This is a genomic window from Azospirillum oleiclasticum, assembly GCF_013423485.1.
GTDB classification, from domain to species: Bacteria; Pseudomonadota; Alphaproteobacteria; order Azospirillales; family Azospirillaceae; genus Azospirillum; species Azospirillum oleiclasticum.
In genome coordinates, this window is record NZ_JABFFR010000001.1 from 543,141 (window position 1) to 565,797 (window position 22,657).

Here is a 22,657-nt window from a genome sequence, read left to right on the forward strand (position 1 = left end):
CAGCGCATGCTGAAATGGGCCCTGATCTTCTTCGTCGTCTCCGTCGTGGCCGGTGCGCTCGGCTTTACCGGGATCTCCTCGGCCAGCCGGGGCATCGCCAAGGTGCTGTTCGGGATCGCGCTCGTCGTCTTCCTGATCTTCCTGGTGCTGGCGCTGCTGGCCGGTGAGCTCGTCTTCTGACGCCCGGCCGGGTCCGGGGACCGTGGACCGGCCACGCGGATGGGGTGGGTGGCACCACCAATGTCCACCGAACCCATCCCCGGTCGGGGAGTTGGACCGGATGCGGCCGCCATGCGGCCACGCCTTCCATCCTCCACCAACGGAGACCGGCCATGAGAGCCATCGCAGCCATCCTGTGCCTGACCGCACCGGCCATCGCCTTCGCCCAACAGGGCCAGCCCCAACCAACGAACCGGACGGCACCGGCGGCCCAGACCACCGGGTCCGGGCAGGCCACCCAGCAGAACCAGCGGCCCCAGGTCGCCCAGCAATGCCTCGACCGGCTTCAGCAAGCTGACCAGCAGCTCGTCGAAACCGGCTACGGGGCGGCCGGACCGACCGGCTATTGGAGCCCCTACGGCGCCTACGGCATGGCGGCCGCACCGGCCACGAGCCCGACGGCACCCGGGGCCGGCTACGGAACGCTGAGTCCGCGCGGCGAGATGCGCTCGCTGATGAACGCCGGCTACATCCTGGCGATGAACGGCTACCGCGACGCCTGCGGCTCCGTCGTCTCGGCGGTCCAGGACATCCAGAAACGCTTCCAGACCGCCAGCGCATCGGGCGACCGGGACGCGACGCGGGCCTGGCGTGAGCGTTACCTCACCAGCTCGGTCCCGGTGACCGACGCCAAGGCGCCGGTGGCGATCGACCAGATCGTCGGCGCCGACATCCGCAACATGCGCGACGAGGATCTGGGCGACATCGAGGACGTCGTCCTGGGGCAGAACGGCAACATCACCCACGTCCTGGTCGGGCGCGGCGGCTTCCTCGGCATCGGGGAGCAGCTGGTGCCGGTGCGCTGGAAGGACCTGCGGATGACCACCGCCCCTTACCAGGACACCTTCGTCCTGAACGTTTCGGAGAACGCGTTCGACGACGCGCCCGCCGTGGACGCCAACGCCGCCCGGCAGCTCGCCCAGGGCGACCTGTCCACGCAGGTGGACCGGTTCTGGAACCAGAGGCTGGCCCAGGGCGGAACGCAGAGCCAGGGAGCGGCCGGCACCAGCGGCGGCGCGCCCGCCGGGTCCGCAGCTGGACAAAGCCAATGACGGGTCACCGGTGACGACCGGCCCGACCGAACGATTCGGGAGGAAACCATGGAACGCATCGTCCTGACCACCGTGGCCGCCGTGGCGCTGATCGGCGCCGGCGCGGCCGGCGCCCAGCAGCCCCCGTCCCTCGGCTGGGGCGGTGCCGGCCCCACCCCGGGGCCGGCACCCACCAGCGGCGCCGCCGGCGAGGAGTTCGGCTACGCCCCACGCGATTACAACGGCAGCATCGATCCGAACCGCCGAGACGTCCCGGCCGGTTCCTCCGGCCGCACGATGACATCGCCGAGCGCGGGCCCGGGGGGCCAAGGCTTCTCCGGCAGCGGCGGCGCGACCGGTGGCGACCGGGTGATCGCGCGCCTGGACGGCGTGTCCGGCCTCGACCGGCGGGCGGGCCCGTCACGGACCCAGCTCGAACTCCGGCAGACGGCGCTGCTCAACACGCTGGCCTCGCTCGACCGCGTCGAAGCGGTCCGCAACCTGCGCCGCGACGGTGAACGCTATTACGCCGACGCCCTGACGAGAGGCGGCGGCTGGCAGACGGTCGAGATGGACCCCTATGCCGGCACCATCTCGACCGTGCGCTGACGCGGCCGATCCCGGCGGCGGGAGCATCGCCGCCGGTTCCCCGTTGTCCGGACAGGGCTCGACAGCCGGGGGTGCACCATGATCGTCGGGTGGGCGGTTCTGGCCGTTTCGCTGTCCTACATCGGCGTCCTGTTCGCCATCGCGCACCACGGCGACCGGGCCGCGCGGCGCCGCGGGCGGCCGGCCGTCCGGCCCGTGGTGTACGCCCTGTCGCTCGCCGTCTACTGCACGACCTGGACCTTCTACGGCAGCGTCGGCCTGGCTGCCACCACCGGCTATGGATTCCTGCCGGTTTATGTCGGCCCGATCCTGCTGTTCACGCTGGGCTGGCCGCTGCTCCACCGGATCGTGCGGATCTCCAAGGCGCAGAACATCACCTCCGTCGCCGACTTCATCGCCGCGCGCTATGGCAAGAGCCACCGGGTGGCGGCGGCCGTCGCCATCGTCGCCGTCGTCGGCACGGTGCCCTACATCGCCTTGCAACTGAAGGCCGTGTCCGCGAGCTACGCGGTGCTCCTGCAATACCCGGAGGTCGTGCCGCTCCCCAAAGGACCCGCTGACGTGCCCTGGCGCGACACCGCGCTGGTCGCCGCGATTGTCTTCGCGCTCTTCGCGATCCTGTTCGGCACGCGGCGCGTCGACGCCACCGAGCATCACGAGGGCATGATCCTCGCCATCGCGGCGGAGGCGGTGATGAAACTGGTGGCCTTCCTGGCCGTCGGGACCTTCGTCACCTGGGGACTGTTCGATGGCCCCGCCGACCTGGCGAACCTTGTCACGGCCGAGGCCGGTCTGAGGCAGCTCTTCGGCCGCGGGATCGACGGCGGGCAGTGGCTGACCGTCAGCATGCTTTCGGCACTGGCGATCCTCGGCCTGCCGCGCATGTTCCACGTCGCCATCGTGGAGAACGACAACGAGGCGAACATCCGCGTCGCCACCTGGCTGTTTCCCGCCTATCTGCTCGCCATCAACCTGTTCGTGATCCCCATCGCCGCCGCCGGCCTCCTGCTGTTCCCGGAGGGGACGGTGGACCCGGATGTCTTCGTGCTCGCCCTGCCCATGGCGGGGCAGCAGCAGCTGCTCACCATCATCGCCTTCATCGGCGGTTTGTCGGCGGCCACCGGCATGGTGATCGTGTCGTCGGTCGCGGTCAGCATCATGGTCAGCAACGACCTGATCATGCCGGTGCTGCTGCGCCGCGTGCGGCGGGGGGCGCCCGACCGGGCGGACATGCGCAACCTGATCCTGTGGATCCGGCGGGCGACCATTGTGGCAATGCTGCTGCTCGCCTACCTGTATTTCCGCGTGGCCGGCAACGCCTTCCCACTCGCCTCCATCGGCCTCATCAGCCTCGCCGCGGTCGCCCAGTTCGCGCCGGCGCTGATCGGCGGGTTGGTGTGGCGCGGCGCCACCAGCGCCGGCGCCTTCTGGGGCGTGGCGACGGGCGTCCTGGTGTGGGCCTACACGCTGCTCCTGCCGTCATTCGCCGAGGCCGGCTGGGTCCCGCGCTCGATGATGGAGGTTGGACTGGGCTACGGCCTGCTGATGCCTCAACAGCTCTTCGGGGTGCGGTTCGACCCGCTGGTGCACGGGGTGGTGTGGAGCCTGATGGTGAACACCGTCACCTTCGTCGCGGTGTCGCTGCGCACCGTCCCGCGACCCATCGAACGGCTGCAGGCCAGCGCCTTCATGGATCCCGCACCCGATTGGGGCCGGACGGTCGCGACGCCGCGCAACGGCTCGGTCACCATGGCGGAGTTGCAGGCCGTCGCCATCCGCTACCTCGGCGCTGAGCGGGCCGGCCACGCCTTCGGGGAGTTCGCCGGTCCGCCGTCGGACACCGCGGCCGACCTGTCTCTGGTCCGCCGCACCGAACGGCTGCTGGCGAGCGCCATCGGCGCCTCGTCGGCACGGCTGGTGTTGGCCCTGGTGCTGGAGCGGCGCAACCTCGACCAAGGCAACGCCCTACGCCTGCTGGACGACGCCTCGGCGGCCATCCAGTACAACCGCGACCTGCTGCAGACGACCATCGAGAACGTGGCGCAGGGCATCGCCGTGTTCGACAAGGATCTGGGCCTCGTCTGCTGGAACCAGCAATTCCGGCGCCTGCTCGACCTTCCGGGCGATCGGGTGGGCATCGGCGCCGGGCTGACGGACCTGCTGCGCGTCGGCGCGTCGCGCGGCGACTTCGGCCCCGGCGACGCGGAGGATCTCGTCGCCCGTGAAACGGACCGCTTCCTGGCGAGCATCACCGTGGCCGTCGAGCACCGCCGGCCGGACGGCGCGGTGCTGGAGATGCGGACCAGCCGGATGCCGGGCGGCGGCTATGTGACGACCTGGTCCGACATCACCGAACGCGTGCGCGCGGCCGCCACGCTGGCGTCCGCCAACGCCGAGCTGGAGCGCCGCGTGCGCGAGCGCACGGCCGAGCTGGCCGGGGCCAAGACGGTGGCCGAAACCGCCAACCGCGACAAGACCCGCTTCCTCGCCGCGGCCAGCCACGACCTGCTGCAACCGCTGAACGCGGCGCGGCTCTACGCTTCCAGCCTGCTCGAACGACAGGGCGGCGGCCCCGACGCGACGCTTGCGGGCAAGCTGGACACCGCCCTGGCCGCCGTGGAGGAACTGTTGGGCGAGCTGCTGGACATCTCCAAGCTGGACGCCGGCGCCGTGATGCCGGAGCGGAGCGGCATCCGGCTGGACGCCCTTTTCTCCGCCCTGTCGGTGGGGTTCGCACCGCTGGCGGAGCGCAGGGGGCTGCGTCTGCGCGTCGTGCCGAGCGGACTGACGGTGGAGAGCGACTGGCGACTGCTGCACCGGATGCTCCAGAACCTGCTGTCGAACGCCATCCGCTACACGCCGGAGGGGCGGGTTCTGATGGGGGCCCGCCGCAGCGGCGACCGGGTGCGGATCCAGGTCTGGGACACCGGCGTCGGCATCCCGCCGGATCGGCAGGCCCTCGTCTTCAAGGAATTCCAGCGCTACGCCGATGCGCCCGGCGTGCAGCATGGGTTGGGGCTTGGCCTGTCCATCGTGGAGCGCATTGCTCGCATGCTCGACCACCCCGTGTCCCTGCGATCCCGGCTGGGACGGGGGACGCTGTTCGAGGTCCGGGTGCCCCTCGGCACCCCCGCCGCCATACCGTCGGATGCGGCGGCCCCCGCACGCAGTCCGGCGACGGTGGAGCAGGGCACCGTGCTGTGCCTGGACAACGACGCCAGCATCCTCGATGCCATGCGGACCCTGCACGGCGGCTGGGGCTACCGGATCGTCACCGCGGCCAACCTGTCGGAGGCCAAGGCGGCCATCGGGAGGGAAGCGCCGTCCCTGATCATCGTCGATGTCCATCTCGGCGGCGGCAAGGACGGCATCGCCAGCCTCGCCGAGTTGCGGCGGCGCCTGGACCCGGTCCCACCGGCCATCGTGGTGACGGCCGATCGCGGTGACGACGTCAAGGCGCGGGCCCGGACGGCGGGCGTGCCGCTGCTGAACAAGCCGCTCCGCCCCGCGGCGCTGCGCACGCTGATGCGCCGGCTACTGACCGCGCGGCGCGCTGCCGAGTGAGCCGGCCGCTACACCTCGGAGGCGGCGCGGCGGATCGCCTCCTGCGGGGCGTTCACCTCGTCGGCGAGCTGCCGGGCGAGGATGACGGCCTGGGTGCGGCTGGTCACGCCGAGCTTCTGGAGGATCGCCGAGACATGGGCTTTCACAGTCCCTTCGGAGACGCCGAGCTCGTAGGCGATCTGCTTGTTCAGCTTCCCGTCGTGCAGCATCATCAGAACCCGCAGTTGCTGCGGCGTCAGTGTCGCGACACAGGCGCCGACCGCGGCGTCCTCACCGGGCCGGACGGTGTCGAGGTCGATGCCGGGCGGGAGCCAGGTCTCTCCCGCCAGCAGAGCCCGCAGCGCCATGCGCATCTCCTCCGACCGGGTCGATTTCGGGATGTAGCCGGAGGCGCCCGCCTCCATCGCCCGGCGCATCACGCCCGGCTCCTCGTTCGCGGAGATCACCGCGACCGGCAACTCGGGGTGGTTCTGGCAGAGATGGATGAGGCCTGCGAATCCCTGCATCCCCGGCATGTTCAGATCGAGCAGGACAAGGTCCGTCTCGCGCTCCGCCGCAAGGGCGTCGGTGACGCCCTCCAACGTGCTCGCCTCCACGATCTCCGCATCCGGCTCGACGCCCGCGATCGCCAGCCGCAGCGCGTCGCGGAACATCGGATGGTCGTCGGCGACGACGATGCGCTTGTCCATACCCTCGACCCTCGCCGGCGACCGGAAAGGTTCCATTCCAGCCGCGTAAACCATAGTCAAATGGTCGGCCCCGCCATAGGGCGTTAGCTTTCTCATCGGAGAGAACAGTCCCGGCCCCGCAAACCGCAGCACGCCATAGCGCTACTGCGAACGGGCAGGCCTTGGCCCGGCAGGCGGGACGGCACGCAAGGACAAGCGATGGAACGGCGCGAATTCCTGACGGCCGCCGGCCTCGGGCTGGGCGGGAGCATGCTCGCGGCACCGCTGCCGGCGGCGGGCGGGACGGCCCGCTGGGACATGGTCATGGGTTTTCCCGACAGCATGGACATCCTCCACGCCGGGGCCGGGCGGCTGGCCGGCCGCGTCGCCGCCCTCACCCGCGGCGCCCTGCGCATCGACGTCCGGCCGGCCGGGACGCTGGTTCCGGAAACCGCTGTCCTCGACGCGGTGTCCAGGGGTGACGCCGCGATGGGGTTCACCGCCAGCCACCAGTTCCTCGACCGCTCACCGGCGCTCGCCTTCGACACCGGCGTTCCCTTCGGGCTCAACGCCCGCCAGCAGAACGCCTGGATGCAGCACGGCGGCGGGCTCGACCTGATCCGCGAGACGCTGGCCGACCACGGTGTGGTGCCGTTCCCGGCCGGGCACACGGGCACCCAGATGGGCGGCTGGTTCCGGCGCGAGATCCAGACGATGGAGGATTTCAACGGCCTGCAATTCCGCGTGGCCGGTATCGCCAGGGACATCCTGGTCCGGCTGCGGGCCGTGCCCCAGACCCTCGGCGACCGCGATCTCGGTCCCGCCCTGGCAGCCGGCACGATCGATGCGGGGGAGTGGGGCGGCCCGCACGACGACCTGCGCCTCGGTCTGCACCGGGCGGCGCGCTTCTACTATTACCCCAGCTTCTGGGGGGGGAACGCCCAGCTCTCCTGCTACGTGAACCGTCGGACCTGGGAGAACCTGCCGACAGACCAGCGGGCGGCGCTGAAGGCGGCCTGCGCCGAGACCAGCCTGTGGATCACCAGCCGTTACGATGCCTGGAACCCGCCGGCGCTGAAACGACTGCTGGCCGAGGGCGCCCTGCTGCGCCCCTTCGGCCTCGACATCCTGCGTGCCGCCTATCAGGCGACCGAGGACCATCTGGCATCGCTCGCCGCCGGCGACCCGCAATTCCGCAAGGTCCACGATTCCTGGAAGCCGTTCCGCGACGACCAGCAGCTCTGGTTCCGCATCGCCGAGAACAGCTTCGACCGCTTCGTTTCCATGGTCTCCGCCGAGCGGAACCGGAACTAGGGAGGAGGCGGCACGCCACCCGCTCACGCGGCGGCGTCCACCGGACAAGGAGCGCATCATGACCTTCGATTTCACCCGAGAGCTCGTGGAGAGCATGCCGGACCTGGCGCGCTTCGCCCGTCGGCTGACCCGCAACGCCCCGGAGGCCGAGGATCTCGTGCAGGACTGCGTGGAGCGCGCCCTGCGCCACCGCGACAAGTTCCAAACCGGCACCAACCTCCAGGCGTGGCTGACCACCATCCTGAAGAACCTGCACTTTTCCCGCCACAAACGGGAGCGGCGCGTCGAACGGACCGAACTGACGGACGAGGCGATCACCACCGCACCAGTCCAGGAGGCGCACGTCATGCTCCAGGAGGTGGGCGAGGCGTTGGCGCGCATTCCTCCCGCAAACCGGCGGCTGATCGAGGCGGTCGCCGTCGACGGGTGCAGCTATCACGAGGTGGCCGGTGCGCTGGACGTGTCCGTCGGCACCATCCGCTCCCGCCTGTTCCGAGCGCGCGCGCAACTCCGCTCGGTGCGCAGGGTGCGCCGCGCCGTTCCGGTCACCATCCGTCGTCCGTCGCCGCCCGTCCGCAAGGCCGAGCCGGCGTCGGAGCCCGTGGCGCAGGCATCGGCTGCGTGCCCCGCGGCCCCGCCCGCGCCATCCCCCCACCCGGCGCCCGGGTGTGCGGGCCCGGCACGGGCGGCGCGCCTGCCCGTCCAGCCTGCGGAAGCCGGGCACTCCGACACCGCACCACGCCGGCCGGTCCGGGCGCGGACGCCACGGGCGGAATGCGAAACGTCATCCCTGTTGCCGGGTTCGTCCGTGACAGGTCCCGCAACAGGCACCCGCGCATGGCGCTTCTTGAAACCCTCTGCATCGCCGGGTTCGCAGCCGTGCATCTGTTCATCGGCCGGATTCGCTGGCTCGACACCGTTCCGCGCAGCCGCTGGCTGTCCGTCGCTGGAGGCGTCGCGGCTGCATACATCGTCCTCCACGTCCTTCCCGAACTTACCGAGCATCACCGCAACTTGTCCGAAACGGCTGGTCGGCCGGGTGTGCGGGCGCCGCGGGGAGCCAACCCGGCACCCATGCGTTGGTTTCACGTGGCTCCATGATTGGCAGCGCCCCCAACCCGGCAGGATGCAGGATGAACCGGCTTCGACACACCTGGATGTTCGTGCGGACGAGCCTCTGGTTCGTTCCCGTCCTCATGGGGGCGGTGGCCGTCATGTTCGCCGTGTTGATGGTCGACAGCGACTTCGGGCTGCCGGACGGGGTGACGGAGTTCTGGCTGATCTATTCCGGCGACGCGGACAGCGCCCGCGAACTGATGTCGGCGCTGCTGTCCGGCATGATCACCATGACGTCGCTGGTGGTCTCGATCACCATGGTGGTTCTGACCCTGGCGGCGGGACAGATCGGCCCACGCCTGATCCGCACCTTCATCCAGGACCGGGTGACCCAGGGCGTGCTGGGCCTGTTCCTGGCCGACATCCTCTACCTGCTGGTCGTCTTCCGGACCATCGACGGCACCCAGGCCACCGGCGTTCCGCATCTGGCGGTCACCATCGGCACGGCGCTGACGATGCTCTGTCTGTTCGTGCTGCTGTTCTTCATCCACAAGCTGGCTCGCTCGATCATCTACGACAACGTCGTCCAGGTGGTTGCGGCCGAGTTGGACCACTGCGTCCGACGGCTGCTTCCCGAGCGGCCCGGCGTTTGCCCGACCCCGCCGCCGGAGCGGGACCCGGGTTGGGTGGCGCTGGCACAGGACGGCTATGTGCAGGAGATCGACACCGATGCGCTGGTCGATGCGGCACGCCGCGCCGGCGCCATCCTGCGTCTCCACGCGCGGCCCGGCCATTACGTGCTGAGCCGCGGTGAGCACGTCGCCGTCGAACCCGCCTCCACCCGTAGCCCCGATCTGGTGACGGCGGTCCGCGGGGCCTTCATCATCGGGTCGGAGCGCACACCCACCCAGGACCTCGAATTCGGCATCCGCCAGCTCGTGGAGATGTCCACCCGCGCGCTGTCCCCCGGCATCAACGACGTGTTCACCGCACTCGCCGTGATCGACAGCCTCTCCTCCTCGCTCGGCCACATCTTCGAACGCGGGCTGGAGCCATCGGTCCTGTGCGACGCCGACGGGCGCATCCGTGTCGTCCGCAGTGTGTCGGACTACGACGGCATGGTGGGAGCGGCCTTCGACCAGATCCGGCAGACGGGCGCCGGCAAGCCGGCCGTCCTGATCCGTCTGGCGGATTCCATCGCACGCCTCGCCCCCTACGTGCGCAACGACGGGCAGCGCCGTCCACTCCTGGAGCAGCTGGATATGATCGCCATCGCAGCCGAGCAGACGGTGTCCATACCCCGCGACCACGGTGCGTTGAAGCTCCGCTGCGCCGAGGCGCGCCGCCGCCTGGAGGTGCCACGCCCTGTATCGGCAACAGAGCTGCCAAAACAGGGAAAATAGAAAACCGCCATCGCAACCGGCAGCGCCAATCGGGCTAACAATCCCCCATTTTGCCGAAAAAAATCCGCGAGCACCATTCCGGCGGTGAGTTGGCCCGAACGCAGGCCGATCCTGCCAACCACCACGGAATGGAGAGAAACGATGCGATCCCTGATCCTTCCCGCCTTCGCCATCGCGGCGCTCGCCACCGGTCCGGCGCTGGCGCAATCGGGCCAGTCCGGCGGCAGCCAGTCCGGCAACAAGCAGGCCACCAGCCAGAACCACGCGGCCGCCATGTCGCAGGACACGCTGCGCAAGCAGCTTCAGCAGGCCGGCTTCAAGAACATCCAGGTGATCGATGCCGCCTACCTCGTCCAGGCGCAGACGCAGGATGGCAACACCGTCTTCATGACGATCAACCCGCCGTCCATGTCGGGCAGCTCCGGAGCCAGCGGGTCGCAGGCCGGTGCGGGTTCGGGCTCGGCGTCGGGCTCCGCCGGGAAAAGCGACGCCTCCAAGCAGTAGCGGCATCCAATGAACCCGAGGGCGCGAGGGGAGTTTTCCTCCCCTCGTCCGCCGCGACCCGGAGAGGTTGCCATGTTCACCACGGTCGGATCAGCCCCGCGCCTCCTCCGCACGCTCGCCCGCGCGACCGTGTTGGCCGGCTTCCTGGCCGCCGGCTCTGCGGTGCCGGCCATGGCGCAGAGCCGAGCTTCGCCGACCTCGTCCAGGAGGAGCTTCCGGCCGTCGTGACGATCACGGCGTCGCGTGCGGCCCTTCCGGAGCAGCGGACGGCGACCGGTCAGGAGCAAGCCCCCGGCTCGTCCTCCTTCCTGCCGGAATCGCCGATGCGCGACTTCCTGGAGGACCTGTTCAAGCGGCAGGTCCCGCGGGGAGCCATGCCGGACAGGCAAGAGCCGCCGGTCGGCTGAGCCGGCCACAGCCGGGCGGGGTGCAACCAGAACGAGGAGAATCGATCATGAACCGTCTTCTGATCGCCACGATGGTGACGGCGGGCCTCGCGTCCCCGGTCGCTTTCGGCCAATCGCCGTCGCCCTCCAAGCCGAACCAGCCCGCGGCCTCGGCCGGCCAGCCCGCCGCCCAGCCCGCCGCCCGGACGTCAGCGAAGGCGCCGAGCCGCATCCAGCTCACATCGGCGGCGGCGATCGCCGGGCGCAACGTGCTCGACCGCATGGGCCAGGAGGTCGGCGAGATCGAGTATCTGATGATCGACGTCCAGACCGGCACCGTCCGCTACGCGCTGATCGGCTCCGGCGGCGTCTTCGACATCGGCGAGGACTTGACGCCCGTGCCCTGGTCGAACCTGACGGTCGTCCCCGGTGACGAATATGGCGCCGTCACCATCGACACCGATCTCGACCGGCTCCGCCAGGGCCAGCGCTTCTCGCGCGAGGACATCCAGCGTCTGACCGAGCCGGCGCTGGTTTCCCAGATCGTCGAGTACTACGCCACGCACGACACCAACCGGTCGGCCGGCTCCTCCTCCAGCCCGCCGGCGTCCGCCAGCGGCTCAGGCGGCGGCCAACCGAAGGCGCAGGCCGACCAGAGCCAGGCGGGCGGCAACCGGACGGCCAACAACCAAACGGCCAACAACCAGGGCAGCCAGCCCCAGGATCAGACCGTCCAGGGCCGGAACGCACAGCAGGCACAGAGCCAACAAGCCCAGAGCCAGCAGGGCCAGGGCCAGCAGGGCCAGGGCCATCCGGCGATCCTGGTCGGGCGCGAGTACATCACCTTGCTGGCCCCACCGGCCCTGATGTCCCCGGACGAAATCCGCGGCGCCACCGTTGCGGGCCGCAACGGCGACGACATCGGCGACATCGATCGCGTCATGGTCGATACCCGGCGCGGCCGGATCCCCTACGTGCTGGTCGGGCGCGGGGGCTTCCTCGGCATGGGCGAGGAGTGGATTCCCGTCCCGTTCCAGGCGCTCTCCTGGTCGGCCGGCGACGAAGGCTTCGTGCTGAACGCCAACGAGGAGCAGCTCAAGCGGATGCAGTCCCTGCCCAAGCAGGACCTGCCGGCCCAGGTCCGCACCAGCGACCTGAAGAAGCTCTACGACAACTTCGGCGTCACTCCCTACTGGCAGCGGAACCAGGGCTGACTGTCCGCCACGGCCGGGGGGGCGCTCAGGAACGGGCGTCCTCCGGCACACGGACGCCGGCGAGCGCGGCCGTCCCCGTGCCGCTCGCCGCGCCGTCCGGCACGATGCTGATGGACCCGTCCGTCTCCAGGACCACCGCCGCCACCTGAGCGACGTCGGCGGTCCCGTTCGCGCGCAGGGCGGCCATCACCTCCTCCCGCGTGATCCGCTGCGCCGTCATGGCGCCCTCCAGGAATTGGCCGCGGTGGACGATCAGCTTCGGTTCCGCCTTGATGATGGCCTGGAAGCGCGGCGAGCGCACCGACAGCCACGTGATCGCGAACTGCAGGAAGATCAGCAGCGCCAAGGCCAGCACGCCCTCGACCAGGGCGACCGACTTGCTCAGCAGCACGGTGGCGAGCGTCGAACCCAGCGCCACCGTCACCACGAGGTCGAAGGCGTTGAGCTTGGTCAGGGTCCGGTTCCCCGACAGCCGCAGGAGCACCACCAGCGCGGCATAGGCCAGCACCCCGACGATCAGAACCCGGCCCAACCCCTGCCAGCTGTCGAAGAACATTCCCGCCTCCCGATCCTGTTTCCCGTTGATCCGTCAGAGCTCTCGGTCGGCCCGGCCCCGCGGGCCGGGCAACATGTCCAGATCGTCGAGCCCGCCGTCGTAGAGACCCGGCTCGTACAACCCGCCTTCGTCGTAGATCGGTTCGTCGTACGGCTCCTCCCTGGCAAAACCGGTCTGATCGGGGTCGGGCGAGGAGCAGGCCGACAGCGTCAATGCCGCGGCGGCCATCCATATCGGAATCCATCGCCGCATCGTTCGTCTCGTCCGTCTTATGCCGGCGTCATTCGTCATCGACCGGCACGCTGGTGCGCCAGGGCACGATCTCGCCCCCAAAGTGGCGACCCTTGAAATCCGTCACGGCCCGGCTCCCAATCTCGTTCGGGTATTCCGCCGGATGCGGACCGGCTTTGCAACAGAGCCCTCCGGGATGCGTTCCACCGCCCGCCCGTCAGCTTCCTGAAGCGCTCTTCCGTGCCTTTGAGCCCCTGTTCTGCCCGGCTGTGAGCGTGGCGCGCATCTCATGGTCGAATGGCTGGCAGTCCTTATCCCTCCTGCCGACCATGCGACCGAAGACGCGGGTGAGCAGCTGCGAGAGGTCGTCCATGATCAGGAAGAAGGAAGGAACGACGACGAGGCTCAGCACCGTCGAGACGATGATGCCGCCGATGACGGCGATCGCCATCGGGGCGCGAAAGGAGCCGCCCTCGCCGACGCCCAGGGCGGACGGCAGCATGCCCGCCGACATGGCGATCGAGGTCATGACGATCGGGCGGGTGCGCTTGCGCCCGGCCTCGATGATCGCCGCCTTGCGGTCCATGCCGCGACGCATCGTCTCGATGCCGCAGTCGACGAGCAGGATCGCGTTCTTGCTGACGACTCCCATCAGCATGAGGATACCGATCAGCACCGGCATGGAAAGCGCGTTCCCGGTCAGGATCAGGCCGGCCGCCACGCCCCCCATGGCGAGCGGCAGCGAGAACAGAATGGTGAAGGGCTGGATCACGTCTTTGAAGAGCAGGATCAGAACGACCAGCACCATCATCAAGCCCAGGAGCATTGCGTCGCCGAAGCCCCGCTGCACCTCTTCCTGGATCTCGGCATCGCCGCTTTCGACGACGGTGACAGTGGCCGGAAGCTTCGCCTCGGCCACGATCGCCCGGACGCGGTCGGTCGCCGTGTCGAGCGCGACCCCGGCTGGCAGGTCCGCGCCGAGCGCCACGACGCGATGGCGGTCGTGGCGCCGGATCGAACCCGGCCCTTCCGCATGGTCGATGTCCGCGACGCTCGACAGCGGAACCATCGCCCCGGACGCGGTCTGGACCTTCAGGTCGCGGATCGCGGCGAGGTCGGTGCGGATGTCGCGGTCGAGCTGGACGCGGATCGGGATCAGCCGCCCGTCGAGCGCGATCCTGGTCAGTTGCGTGTCGTTGTCGCCGATGGTGGCGATGCGGACGAGTTGGGCAATCTGCTCCGTCGTGACGCCAAGGCGGGACATGCGGTCGTCACGCGGGCGGATCCGCAACTCCGGCCGCGGCAGCGCACCGTCGGTGCCGACGTTGGCGACCAGCGGTTCGCCGCGCAGCCCCGCCTCCAGGCGCGCGACCGCCCGATCGAGATCCGCCGCGCTGTCGGACAGCAGGTTGAAGGACAGGTCGCGCTCCCCCTCCTCGTTCATCCTGACGATGCGGACGTCGGGGATCGATCGCAGCCGGCCGAGGATCTCCGCTTCGACGCGTGACTGCGGGATCCTGCGGCCGGCCGGCGTGCGCTTGGGCAGATGCGGCCCGATCAGCGGAATCCGACCGATCACGTGGTTGACCAGCGTGGTGGTGAGCGAATGGTCGAGCGGTTCGAGACGCACGGTGACCGTGGCGAGGCGCGGCTCCAAATCGCCGGTCGGCGAGACGCCGCCGAGCACGAAGACCGTCGCGACGCCGTCGATGCCTCTCATCCGGTCATGGATCGCCGCCGTCGTCCGTTCGGTATCGTCCAGCGTTGCGCCCGGCGGCAGCTCGACCGACAGGCTGACCCGCGCGTTGTCTTCCGGCGGCATGAAACTGCCTGGTATCTGGGCCAGGATGTGCACCGAGATGCCCAGGGTGCCGATCGCGGCGAGCAACGTGGCGTAGCGCCGGCGGGTCGTCACGGCGATGAGGGCCGTGTAGAGCCGCATGATGGCGCTGTCCCCGCCGTCGGGATGGCGGCCCGCCTCCGCCGGGTGCAGCAGATGGGCCGCCATGACCGGGATGATCAGACGGGCGACCAGAAGGGAGAAGAAGACGGCGACCGCGACCGTCAGGCCGAACTGGATGAAGTACTGCCCCGCGACGCCCGGCATGAACGACACAGGCAGGAACACGGCGATGATGGCGAAGGTGGTGGCGATCACCGCCAGGCCGATCTCGTCCGTCGCGTCGATGGCGGCGCGGTAGGGTGGCTTGCCGCTCCGGATGTGCCGCTCGACGGTCTCGATCTCGACGATCGCGTCATCGACGAGGATGCCGGTCGACAGCGTCATCGCCAGCAAACTGACGAGGTTCAGCGAAAAGCCGAGAAGATCCATGACCCAGAAGGTCGGAATTGCCGAAAGTGGCAGGGCGACCGCTCCGATCAGGGTGGAGCGCCAGTTGCGCAGGAACACCATCACGATGAGGATGGCGAGGAGCCCGCCCTCGGCCAGCGTGTGAAGCGCCGCCTCATAGGTGCCGAGGGTGATGGCGACCGCATCGTCGATCAGGACGATGGTGACGTCCGGGCGTTGCGCGCGGATGCCGTCGAGCGTTCGGGCCACGGTGTCGGCGACGCTCACCTCGCTGGCGCCCTTGGCGCGGAACACCGCGACGGTGACGACCGGAAGCCCGTCGATGCGGGCGAACGCCCGCGGCTCCTGGTAGGCATCGGTTATCCGCCCCAAATCCGACAGGCGGACGAAGCGGCCGTTGGGCAGTCCGATCATCGTGCCGGTGAGCTCCGCCACGTCGCGGGCGTCACCCAGCAGGCGGATCGCCTGCTCGCCACCGCCAACTCGCCCGCGGCCGGAGCCGACGTCCAGGTTCATGCGGCGGAGCTGGCCGTTGACGTCGGCCACGGTGATCCCGAGGGAGTTCAGGCGGTCGGCATCGAGCTCGATCCGGACCTCGCGGTCGGAGCCGCCATGGCGCTCGACGCGGCCGACGCCGCGCTGGCCCTGGATGGCGCGGGTGATCGTATTGTCGACGAACCACGACAGCTCTTCCAGCGTCATGCCGGGCGAGGAGACGGCGAAGGTCTGGATCGCCTGACCCTCGACATCGACCCGCGAGACGATCGGAGCATCGATCGAGGCCGGAAGATCGCCGCGAATTCGATCGACCGCGTCCCTGACGTCCTGCAAGGCCTGACTGGTGGGCACCTCCAGGCGGAAGACGACGACGGTCGTGGAACGGCCGTCGGTGATCGTCGATGTGATGTGATGGACGCCGGTGATGCCGGCGACCTCGTCCTCGAGCGGCTTGGCGACCTGGGGCTCAAGCTCGGCGGGGGTGGCACCGTCCTGCGTGACGGCGATCGAGACGATCGGCACGTCGATGTTGGGGAACCGCGTGATCGGCAGGGCGTCGAAGGATCGCCAGCCGAGCACGACCAGCACGCAGAACGCCAGGATCGGGGCGACCGGATTGCGGATGGACCATGCGGAGACGTTCATGGCCCGGACTCCGCTTTGACCGCGACGATCCGGTCGCCGTCGCGCACGAAGGCGCCGGCCTTCGCCACCGCCTGCTCGCCCGCCGCCAGGCCGGACAGGATCTCGACGAAGGCCCCGTCCTGGATGCCGGCCGTCACCGGCACCAGACGGACGACGCCGTTGTCGATCTTGCGGACGACGGCTCCGCCATCGGTCGCACCGACCGAGGTCCGGGGCAGGACGACCGCCCGCTTCTCCGCGGCAACGATGACGGCGCTCGCGTACATGCCGACCCGGGCCTCCGTCGCATCGGCCAGGGCGATCCGGACGGTGCCGAGGCGCGTCTGCGCATCGACCGTGGGCATGATCAGGCGGATCGTCCCGGTGACAAAAATGCGGCTGCCGGCAAGCCGGACCGTTGCGGGCTGACCGACCGCGAGCTTGAGGAGATCGGCCTCGGCGACGTCGGCCTTCATCTCGACCGCGCCGTTGCGGATGATGGTGTACAGCGGCAGGACGTTGGCGCTGCCGCTGGCGATGGCGCCGACCTTGGCGTTCCTGGCCGAGATCACACCGCCGACCGGTGCGGTGACGGCGGTGCGGGCGAGGCGCAGGTCGACGTCGGCGAGGCGCGCGCCAGCCAGCTTGATGTCCGCCGCCGCGATGCCCAGGGCCTGCTCCGCCGAACGGAGACGCGCCTGCGCGGCGGCGGCGAGTGCCTTCAGCCGGTCGGCCTCGGCCGTCGACACCGTTTTGTTCGCCGAAAGCCGCTCGGCGCGGCCGGCGACGCGGGCCGCCTCGTCGGCGTTCGCCTTGGCCTCGGCGCGCTGCGCCTGCCATTGCGCGAGTGCCGCCTCCGTCTTGGCGAGCGTGGCCGCGAGTTGGCTTTTCTCCAGCAGCAACGCGTCGTCGTCGAGAACGGCCAGCGTGCTGCCCGGCTCGACCCGGTCGCCGCGTTCGGCGGTCAAGGCGCGGATGGAGAGCCCGTCCACCAGGGGGGACACATGGATCTCCTCCACCGCCTCGATTGAACCGGTTGCCAGGACGCGATCGCGGATCCTGCGTTCCACCGCCTCGACGACGACGATCGAGGGCAGGATCGGCTGAGGGTCCGGCTTTGCCTCCTCCTCTGCCAGGGCACCCGAATTGGTGAGGAGCGACAACGCCGCGCGGGCGCCCAGCACAAGAAATCTCCGCAGCATCGTCGCCCACCCGCTACCAGCGATAGCTCAGGCCGACGAGGGCGGAGACTTGGCCCGCGCTGCCCTCGCGCTTGACCAGGGGGCTGTCGGCGGCGTCACCGAGCAACCGGGTGTAGTCGAGCCGCCCCATCGCCATGATCGAGTCGGTCACCCGATATCCGAGGCCGGCGGTGATGCCCACATCCTTGAATCCGGCTGCGGCGTCGTAGCGGGCGTAGCGGCGGGCGGAACGCGCGGCCTGGGCCGCGGTGATGCCGAAGCTGTTGTCCATGTACTTGTCGTCGACCCAGGTGACGTGCGGGGTCACGCTGAACCGGCCCCGGCCGGCGAACAGACCGATTTCATACTCCGCCTCGGCGGTGGCCTGGAGGCCCTCGCGGTCGCCGGACAGGTCGCGGGCGACCTCCAGGCCAAGGGTCACGGGACCGGCCTCGTAGCCGAGCCGTACGACCGCCACCGCGCCGCCCTCCAGATCCCCCAGACCTTTCAAGGCGTCGTTGTCGCCCTCTTCGCGGCCGAAGTCGTAGCGGACGCCGAAGTCGAGCCTCAGGCGGTCGGTTTTCAACGGGGTTCCAAAGATCCCCATGCCGCCCCGGGTGGTGAGCCATATCCGGTCCCGCCAGGACAGCTCCACCACCGGCACCGGCAGCACCTCGTAGTCGTTGGAGCCCTCGTAGTCCGGCATGTACAGGGCGCCGGCACCGAGCGTGAACGACCAGTCAGCCGTGGGGCGTTCCTGGGCAACCGCGGTCCCTCCGGCCACCGCCACGCAGAAGGATACCGCCAGAAACATGTGTCTCATCGTGATTGCGCCTTATGTCGGGGTCAGGTTCGGCGCGGACCCTGACACCGCTGCCTGAACCGGACCTGAACGTGGCCATTGCGTGCGGCGGTTGCGTGCGCGGGCGTCGCGGCAGGGCATCGACTCAGCTTCGCTTCAGGTTTCCCTGCTATCCCTGCCTTCCGACCAACCGCCCCAACCCCGTGAGTGAGGCATGCGCATTCTGCTCATCGAGGATGACCCGCTGATCGGCGACGCCATCCGTACCCGCCTGACCCGGGCCGGGATGACCGTCGATTGGCTGGAGGACGGCGCCAGCCTCGACGGTGTCACCGAGCTCGACGCCTTCGATCTGATGGTCCTCGATCTCGGCCTGCCCGACTGTGACGGCCTCGACATCCTGCACCGGCAGCGGGCGGACGGCCACGGCCTGCCGATCCTGATCCTCAGCGCGCGCTACGAGCTGGACAGCCGGGTGCGCGGCCTCGACCTCGGTGCCGACGACTATCTGGTCAAGCCGTTCGCCATGGAGGAACTGATGGCGCGCTGCCGCGCGCTCGCCCGCCGCCGCGGCGACGGCCGGCCGGGAATCCTGCACTACCGCGACCTTCGGATCGACCCCGCGTCCCTCGCCGTGCTGCGCGGCGCCGACAGCATCGCGCTGACCCCGAAGGTGTTCGCGCTGCTGCTGCTGTTCGTCGAGAACCAGGGCCGGGTCCTCACCCGCAACGCCCTCGAAAACCATCTCTATGGCTGGAGCGGCGAGGCGGAGAGCAACACGCTGGAGGTGTTCGTATCGCAAATCCGCCGCAAGCTGGGCGCCGACCTGATCCAGACGATCCGCGGCGTCGGCTACATGCTGCCGAAGGAGTGAGCATGCCGTCGATCCATGCGCGCCTGCGGCGCCGGCTGGCTTGGCTGATCGCTGCGGCCTGGGTGCCGGCTTCACTCCTGATCGTCGGCGCGGTGGCGCTGGAGTACAAGGAATCGTTCCACAGCCGGACCGCCCACACGGCGCAGCTGATGCTGGCCTTCGCCGCGACGCAGCCGGCGTCACCCACCGTGATGCCTCTCTTCCAGGAGCAGCACGACCCCGCCTTCGAACTCGACGACTATCTGGTGGTGATCAGCCGGGACGGGCAGCTGCTCTATGCTTCGGAGGCGCTGCCGCCGGAGCGGCTGCTGGCCCTGCCCATGGATGGCAAGGCCGACATCGGCGACGGCCTGCGCATCCTCCATGGCTTCGAGGACGAGCGCACCGGCACACGGGTGGTGATCGGCATCGACGCGTGGGAGCCGCTGCTGTCCTCGCTCCAGGTGGCCGGGGTGGTGGCGGGCTATGTCCTGTGCGCGTCCGTGCTGGCGGGGGGCGCCCTGACGGTCGGGATCCGCTCCGGCCTGGCACCGCTCGACGCCTTCGCCAATCAGGTCGGGAATCGCAGCGAGGAGAACCTCGCGCCGCTGGACGAGGTGGAGGTGCCGAGCGAGCTGCGGGTGGTCGCCCACGCGCTGAACGATCTGATGGCACGGCTGCGGCTGGTGCTGGACCGCGACCGCGACTTCGTGTCGAACGCGGCCCACGAGTTGCGCACGCCGCTCACCGCGATCCGTGCCCAGGTGGAAGCCCTCGACGACGATCTGCCCGAGCGCGCCCGGCCACGTTTCACCAAGATCCTGGAGGCCGTGGACCGGGCCGGCCGGCTGATCGCGCAGCTCCTGGACGTCACACGGTCGCAGTCGCTCGACCTGACGCGGCACCCCGGCAGCCGGATCGACCTTGTCGAGCTCACACAGTCCGTCGTCGCCGAGCTGGTGCCGGCGGCCAATCGGCGTGACGTGGAAATCACGCTGGAATCGTCCCGATCGGCCGCCGTCATCGGCCACCCGGAGCTGCTGGCGATCGTGCTGCGCAACATCGTCGAGAATGCGGTGAAGTACGCCGCCTCGCCGGGCCGGGTGACGGTCACGGTTGCCGCCGACGGGCCGGCCGGTACCAGACTGGTGGTGGAGGACGATGGCGCCGGCCTGTCGGCGGATGCGTTCGAACGCGCGTTCGAGCGGTTCCAACGGCTCGGGCGCACCGGCGGCGACGGGGTCGGCCTCGGCCTCTCGATTGTCGCCGAGCTCTGCCGACGCATGCATGTGCCGGTGGAGCGGCTGGAACCGGGGGCCCTCGGTGGGCTGCATGTCCGCATGCGGCTACCAAGCGCGCCGCCGTTGCTGCCCCCGGATCACCGGACCACCTTCTATGGTTGATCGTGACCGATCAACCGCCCTTGCATATTGATTGACGCGCGACCCGAATGGTCACCATATCGTCGGGGTGAATGCGCCATATGATCGGCTGCCGCTGGCCTCAAAGCGGACGCGCCGCTTCGACAGCATGATGTTCATGGCGGCATCCTGTGCCCGGCATGCACGCTGTTATGCTCGACGCCGTAACTTTCACGCGATGTACGAGCGCCCTCTGCCCAGAAGAACGCGGCGGCGTAGCTCTGCCAACACGCACTCCCGGGCATACACACAGCCGGACGTGGCCCGCCTCCTGATCGGTGCGGACCGTTGTCGGCCCCTGCGATCAGCGTTTGGCGGCGGGACGGTCCTCGGTCTTCCCGACCTTCACGTCGGTGCGCCGGGCCACGGCCTCGACGGTCTGGTCGCGTTCCGTCGCGTTCTTGGACAGCACGACCTCCTCGACCACGCGGGCCTCCTTGGTCACCTCCGGCGTCTCGGAGGTCGCCGTCATCTCGACGGTCCGCTCCTCGAAGGCGGCCTGCGCCTCCTGTTGGCCGAGAGAGCGGTCGGTCTTGCGGCGCTCGACGTCCACCTGCTCCTCGTGAAGCCGGACGGTTTCGCTGACCGGTGTCTCGGTGACCTCGGTCGTTACCCGCAGGCCGCCCTTGCTCACCCGCCGCTTGCCGATCGCGACGGACTCCTCGACCACCGGAACGGTCTCCTCCTCGACGGCCTTGCCGTCGGCCGCCTTCTGTGGCCGCTTCCCGGATTCCGGCAGTTCGACCGCGCCGGCCTCGTCGAAGATGGCCTCGGCCGCATCGGCATCCTTATCGGCGATGTCGGCCGCGACCAGGGTATGGCCCTGCTTCACGGCCGCGCCGTAACGCTCCGCGACGTCCCTGGCGAAGCCGTGGGCCACAAGCTGTTCGGCCGCCTTGTCGGCGTTGCCCGTTCCGTCGAAGGTTTCGAGATCCTTCTCCTGGCAACCGGCGGCGACGAGGGCCTGGAAGGCCTTCTTGGCGGCGCGGGGCTCCTTGTACAGTCCGACGACGATGGTGCTCATGATGCTCTCCATTGGAATTGGTTGGTGGTGCGGGCCTATGAGGCCTCCGCATCGGACGGGGAATCCCCCCGTTCGACGATGACGTCCTGGCGCCGGAGCGTGACCCGCTCCGTTGCCTTGCGGGTCGAGGTGTGGCGGGTGATCCGCACCTCCTCGACCAGTTTCAACCGCACCGTCAGGACGGCGACCTCCTCGATGACCGAGATGATGGTCGTGTCCCCCTCCTGGCGGTCGGGGATGGGGTGGTCGACGAACCGGTCCATGGGCACTCTCCGGACATCGAGCGTCTCGACGGACAGGTCGGCGTCGATCGCCTGCTCGTGCTCATGGGTGACCGTGCGCGCCCGAAGGGTGCCGGTGATGCGTGCGCGCGTCCGGACGGTCGCCCGCTCCTCGACCACCGGAATGGTCTCGCGCTCGGTCTGCGGTTCGTTCACTGGGCTTCTCCTGCCGCTGTGCCGGGGCCGCCGCCACAGGGCGGCGGCCCTCCGTCGAGGCGGGCCGCGTCAGGCGGCGTGCCGGTCCCGTCGCTGGTGCGACTCCTCCGCCCGGTGCGACGCCGCCTGGGCGATGCGGACGCTGCCCTCGAAGAAGGCCTGCAGCCCGCCGACCAGATAGCGGTTGCCGGCGGCCATGACATCGACCGGGCTGCGCGCTTGCAGCATGTCGTTCATGAACTCGCCCTGGCGCCGGGCCGCTCCCTGCATCTGCGACATCAACTCGGAACAGGCCGCTCCGTAGTTCGACGCCAGCATGCCGCCGACCTCGCCGGCCCGCTCCACGGTCTGGGTGGCGGCGGCATGGATGGGCTGCGCGTACCGTCCGTTCGCCGCAGCGCCGGGCCTGTGTGCCGTGTCCGGACGATCCCCCGGCCCACTGGCCGCCGTCCCCCTGGCGGCGTCGCGGCTGCCTTGCGGCGCGTTGCCGGCGGTGGGGCCGGGGAAAGGCTCATGGGTCCGCGTCAGGGCGTTACGCTCGGGCTTCGGCGTCCTTTCGTCGCTGGCGCTGGTGATGGTGTGGGGCTTGTGGCTCTCCGGCTTCGGCGTCGCCTCGTCACTGGCGCTGCGGATCGCGCGCACCGGGGGCATCCCGTTGGCCATGGTGGTCTCCTTCGTGGGGTGAGGTGGCCGGGGGTTGGATGGTGGCGCTGCCCGGCTCGTCTTATGCCTATATTATGCTGCGCCGCAA

22 protein-coding genes and 1 pseudogene are annotated in these 22,657 nt (G+C 69.7%); 14 read left to right on the forward strand and 9 right to left on the reverse strand.

What is annotated here, in order from left to right; all coding sequences use genetic code 11:
• Positions 1–6: 6 nt before the first annotated feature.
• The 4 genes from HL658_RS02610 to HL658_RS02625 all read left to right on the forward strand — a co-directional run bounded on the left by HL658_RS02610 (position 7) and on the right by HL658_RS02625 (position 5,423).
• Positions 7–180: a DUF1328 domain-containing protein gene (locus HL658_RS02610; protein ID WP_180280316.1), complete on the forward strand. Its 174-nt coding sequence runs from the start codon at positions 7–9 to the stop codon at positions 178–180.
• 152 nt (positions 181–332) lie between these two features.
• Positions 333–1,271 carry a PRC-barrel domain-containing protein gene (locus HL658_RS02615; protein ID WP_180280317.1) on the forward strand — a complete coding sequence of 313 codons (939 nt, stop codon included), beginning with the start codon at positions 333–335 and terminating at the stop codon, positions 1,269–1,271.
• A gap of 48 nt (positions 1,272–1,319) precedes the next feature.
• Positions 1,320–1,859, forward strand: a complete 540-nt coding sequence (locus HL658_RS02620; protein WP_180280318.1) for a hypothetical protein — start codon at positions 1,320–1,322, stop codon at positions 1,857–1,859.
• Between the two features lie 78 nt (positions 1,860–1,937).
• On the forward strand, positions 1,938–5,423 hold the full coding sequence (locus HL658_RS02625; RefSeq protein WP_180280319.1) for a hybrid sensor histidine kinase/response regulator: 3,486 nt from the start codon (positions 1,938–1,940) through the stop codon (positions 5,421–5,423).
• A gap of 8 nt (positions 5,424–5,431) precedes the next feature.
• On the opposite strand, the gene HL658_RS02630 is transcribed toward HL658_RS02625, so the two are convergent.
• A complete protein-coding gene (locus HL658_RS02630; RefSeq protein ID WP_180280320.1) occupies positions 5,432–6,112 on the reverse strand; it encodes a response regulator in 681 nt (226 codons plus the stop codon).
• Positions 6,113–6,310: 198 nt separating this feature from the next.
• On the opposite strand from HL658_RS02630, the gene HL658_RS02635 reads away from it, so the two are divergent.
• From HL658_RS02635 to HL658_RS02670, 8 genes and pseudogenes are all read left to right on the forward strand, one after another.
• On the forward strand, positions 6,311–7,405 hold the full coding sequence (locus HL658_RS02635; RefSeq protein WP_180280321.1) for a TRAP transporter substrate-binding protein: 1,095 nt from the start codon (positions 6,311–6,313) through the stop codon (positions 7,403–7,405).
• A gap of 94 nt (positions 7,406–7,499) precedes the next feature.
• Positions 7,500–7,910, forward strand: a pseudogene (locus HL658_RS38135) (RNA polymerase sigma factor); the annotation flags it as partial.
• 269 nt (positions 7,911–8,179) lie between these two features.
• Positions 8,180–8,506 carry a hypothetical protein gene (locus HL658_RS02645; RefSeq protein WP_180280322.1) on the forward strand — a complete coding sequence of 109 codons (327 nt, stop codon included), beginning with the start codon at positions 8,180–8,182 and terminating at the stop codon, positions 8,504–8,506.
• Between the two features lie 32 nt (positions 8,507–8,538).
• Positions 8,539–9,864 (forward strand): DUF2254 domain-containing protein, encoded by a 1,326-nt coding sequence (locus tag HL658_RS02650; protein WP_180280323.1) that lies wholly within the window; start codon positions 8,539–8,541, stop codon positions 9,862–9,864.
• Positions 9,865–10,005: 141 nt separating this feature from the next.
• On the forward strand, positions 10,006–10,368 hold the full coding sequence (locus tag HL658_RS02655) for a PepSY domain-containing protein (protein WP_180280324.1): 363 nt from the start codon (positions 10,006–10,008) through the stop codon (positions 10,366–10,368).
• A gap of 72 nt (positions 10,369–10,440) precedes the next feature.
• A complete protein-coding gene (locus tag HL658_RS02660; protein ID WP_180280325.1) occupies positions 10,441–10,596 on the forward strand; it encodes a hypothetical protein in 156 nt (51 codons plus the stop codon).
• The gene (locus tag HL658_RS02665) at positions 10,593–10,775 is read left to right on the forward strand and encodes a hypothetical protein (protein WP_180280326.1); all 183 of its coding nucleotides are present in this window, start codon (positions 10,593–10,595) and stop codon (positions 10,773–10,775) included. Before HL658_RS02660 ends, HL658_RS02665 begins: the two co-directional genes overlap by 4 nt.
• A 47-nt stretch (positions 10,776–10,822) precedes the next feature.
• Positions 10,823–11,968 carry a PRC-barrel domain-containing protein gene (locus tag HL658_RS02670; RefSeq protein WP_180280327.1) on the forward strand — a complete coding sequence of 382 codons (1,146 nt, stop codon included), beginning with the start codon at positions 10,823–10,825 and terminating at the stop codon, positions 11,966–11,968.
• A gap of 25 nt (positions 11,969–11,993) precedes the next feature.
• On the opposite strand, the gene HL658_RS02675 is transcribed toward HL658_RS02670, so the two are convergent.
• The 5 genes from HL658_RS02675 to HL658_RS02695 all read right to left on the reverse strand — a co-directional run bounded on the left by HL658_RS02675 (position 11,994) and on the right by HL658_RS02695 (position 18,183).
• Entirely contained in the window at positions 11,994–12,524 is a 531-nt protein-coding gene (locus HL658_RS02675) for a DUF421 domain-containing protein (protein WP_180280328.1), read from the reverse strand.
• A gap of 33 nt (positions 12,525–12,557) precedes the next feature.
• Complete coding sequence (locus HL658_RS02680) at positions 12,558–12,752, reverse strand: hypothetical protein (RefSeq protein ID WP_180280329.1); 195 nt, start codon at positions 12,750–12,752, stop codon at positions 12,558–12,560.
• Positions 12,753–12,972: 220 nt separating this feature from the next.
• Complete coding sequence (locus tag HL658_RS02685; protein WP_180280330.1) at positions 12,973–16,209, reverse strand: efflux RND transporter permease subunit; 3,237 nt, start codon at positions 16,207–16,209, stop codon at positions 12,973–12,975.
• Positions 16,206–17,372, reverse strand: a complete 1,167-nt coding sequence (locus tag HL658_RS02690) for an efflux RND transporter periplasmic adaptor subunit (RefSeq protein WP_211109639.1) — start codon at positions 17,370–17,372, stop codon at positions 16,206–16,208. Before HL658_RS02690 ends, HL658_RS02685 begins: the two co-directional genes overlap by 4 nt.
• A 31-nt stretch (positions 17,373–17,403) precedes the next feature.
• On the reverse strand, positions 17,404–18,183 hold the full coding sequence (locus HL658_RS02695; RefSeq protein ID WP_180280332.1) for a MipA/OmpV family protein: 780 nt from the start codon (positions 18,181–18,183) through the stop codon (positions 17,404–17,406).
• A gap of 202 nt (positions 18,184–18,385) precedes the next feature.
• Here HL658_RS02695 and HL658_RS02700 point away from each other — a divergent pair, with 202 nt between their 5' ends.
• Positions 18,386–19,045 carry a response regulator transcription factor gene (locus HL658_RS02700; RefSeq protein WP_180280333.1) on the forward strand — a complete coding sequence of 220 codons (660 nt, stop codon included), beginning with the start codon at positions 18,386–18,388 and terminating at the stop codon, positions 19,043–19,045.
• Positions 19,046–19,047: 2 nt separating this feature from the next.
• Entirely contained in the window at positions 19,048–20,427 is a 1,380-nt protein-coding gene (locus tag HL658_RS02705) for a sensor histidine kinase (RefSeq protein WP_180280334.1), read from the forward strand.
• Positions 20,428–20,749: 322 nt separating this feature from the next.
• Here HL658_RS02705 and HL658_RS02710 read toward each other — a convergent pair whose 3' ends face one another.
• The 3 genes from HL658_RS02710 to HL658_RS02720 all read right to left on the reverse strand — a co-directional run bounded on the left by HL658_RS02710 (position 20,750) and on the right by HL658_RS02720 (position 22,569).
• The gene (locus tag HL658_RS02710) at positions 20,750–21,469 is read right to left on the reverse strand and encodes a YsnF/AvaK domain-containing protein (protein ID WP_180280335.1); all 720 of its coding nucleotides are present in this window, start codon (positions 21,467–21,469) and stop codon (positions 20,750–20,752) included.
• A 35-nt stretch (positions 21,470–21,504) separates the two neighbouring features.
• The gene (locus tag HL658_RS02715; RefSeq protein ID WP_343054982.1) at positions 21,505–21,906 is read right to left on the reverse strand and encodes a YsnF/AvaK domain-containing protein; all 402 of its coding nucleotides are present in this window, start codon (positions 21,904–21,906) and stop codon (positions 21,505–21,507) included.
• Between the two features lie 69 nt (positions 21,907–21,975).
• The gene (locus HL658_RS02720) at positions 21,976–22,569 is read right to left on the reverse strand and encodes a hypothetical protein (RefSeq protein WP_180280336.1); all 594 of its coding nucleotides are present in this window, start codon (positions 22,567–22,569) and stop codon (positions 21,976–21,978) included.
• Positions 22,570–22,657 lie beyond the last annotated feature (88 nt).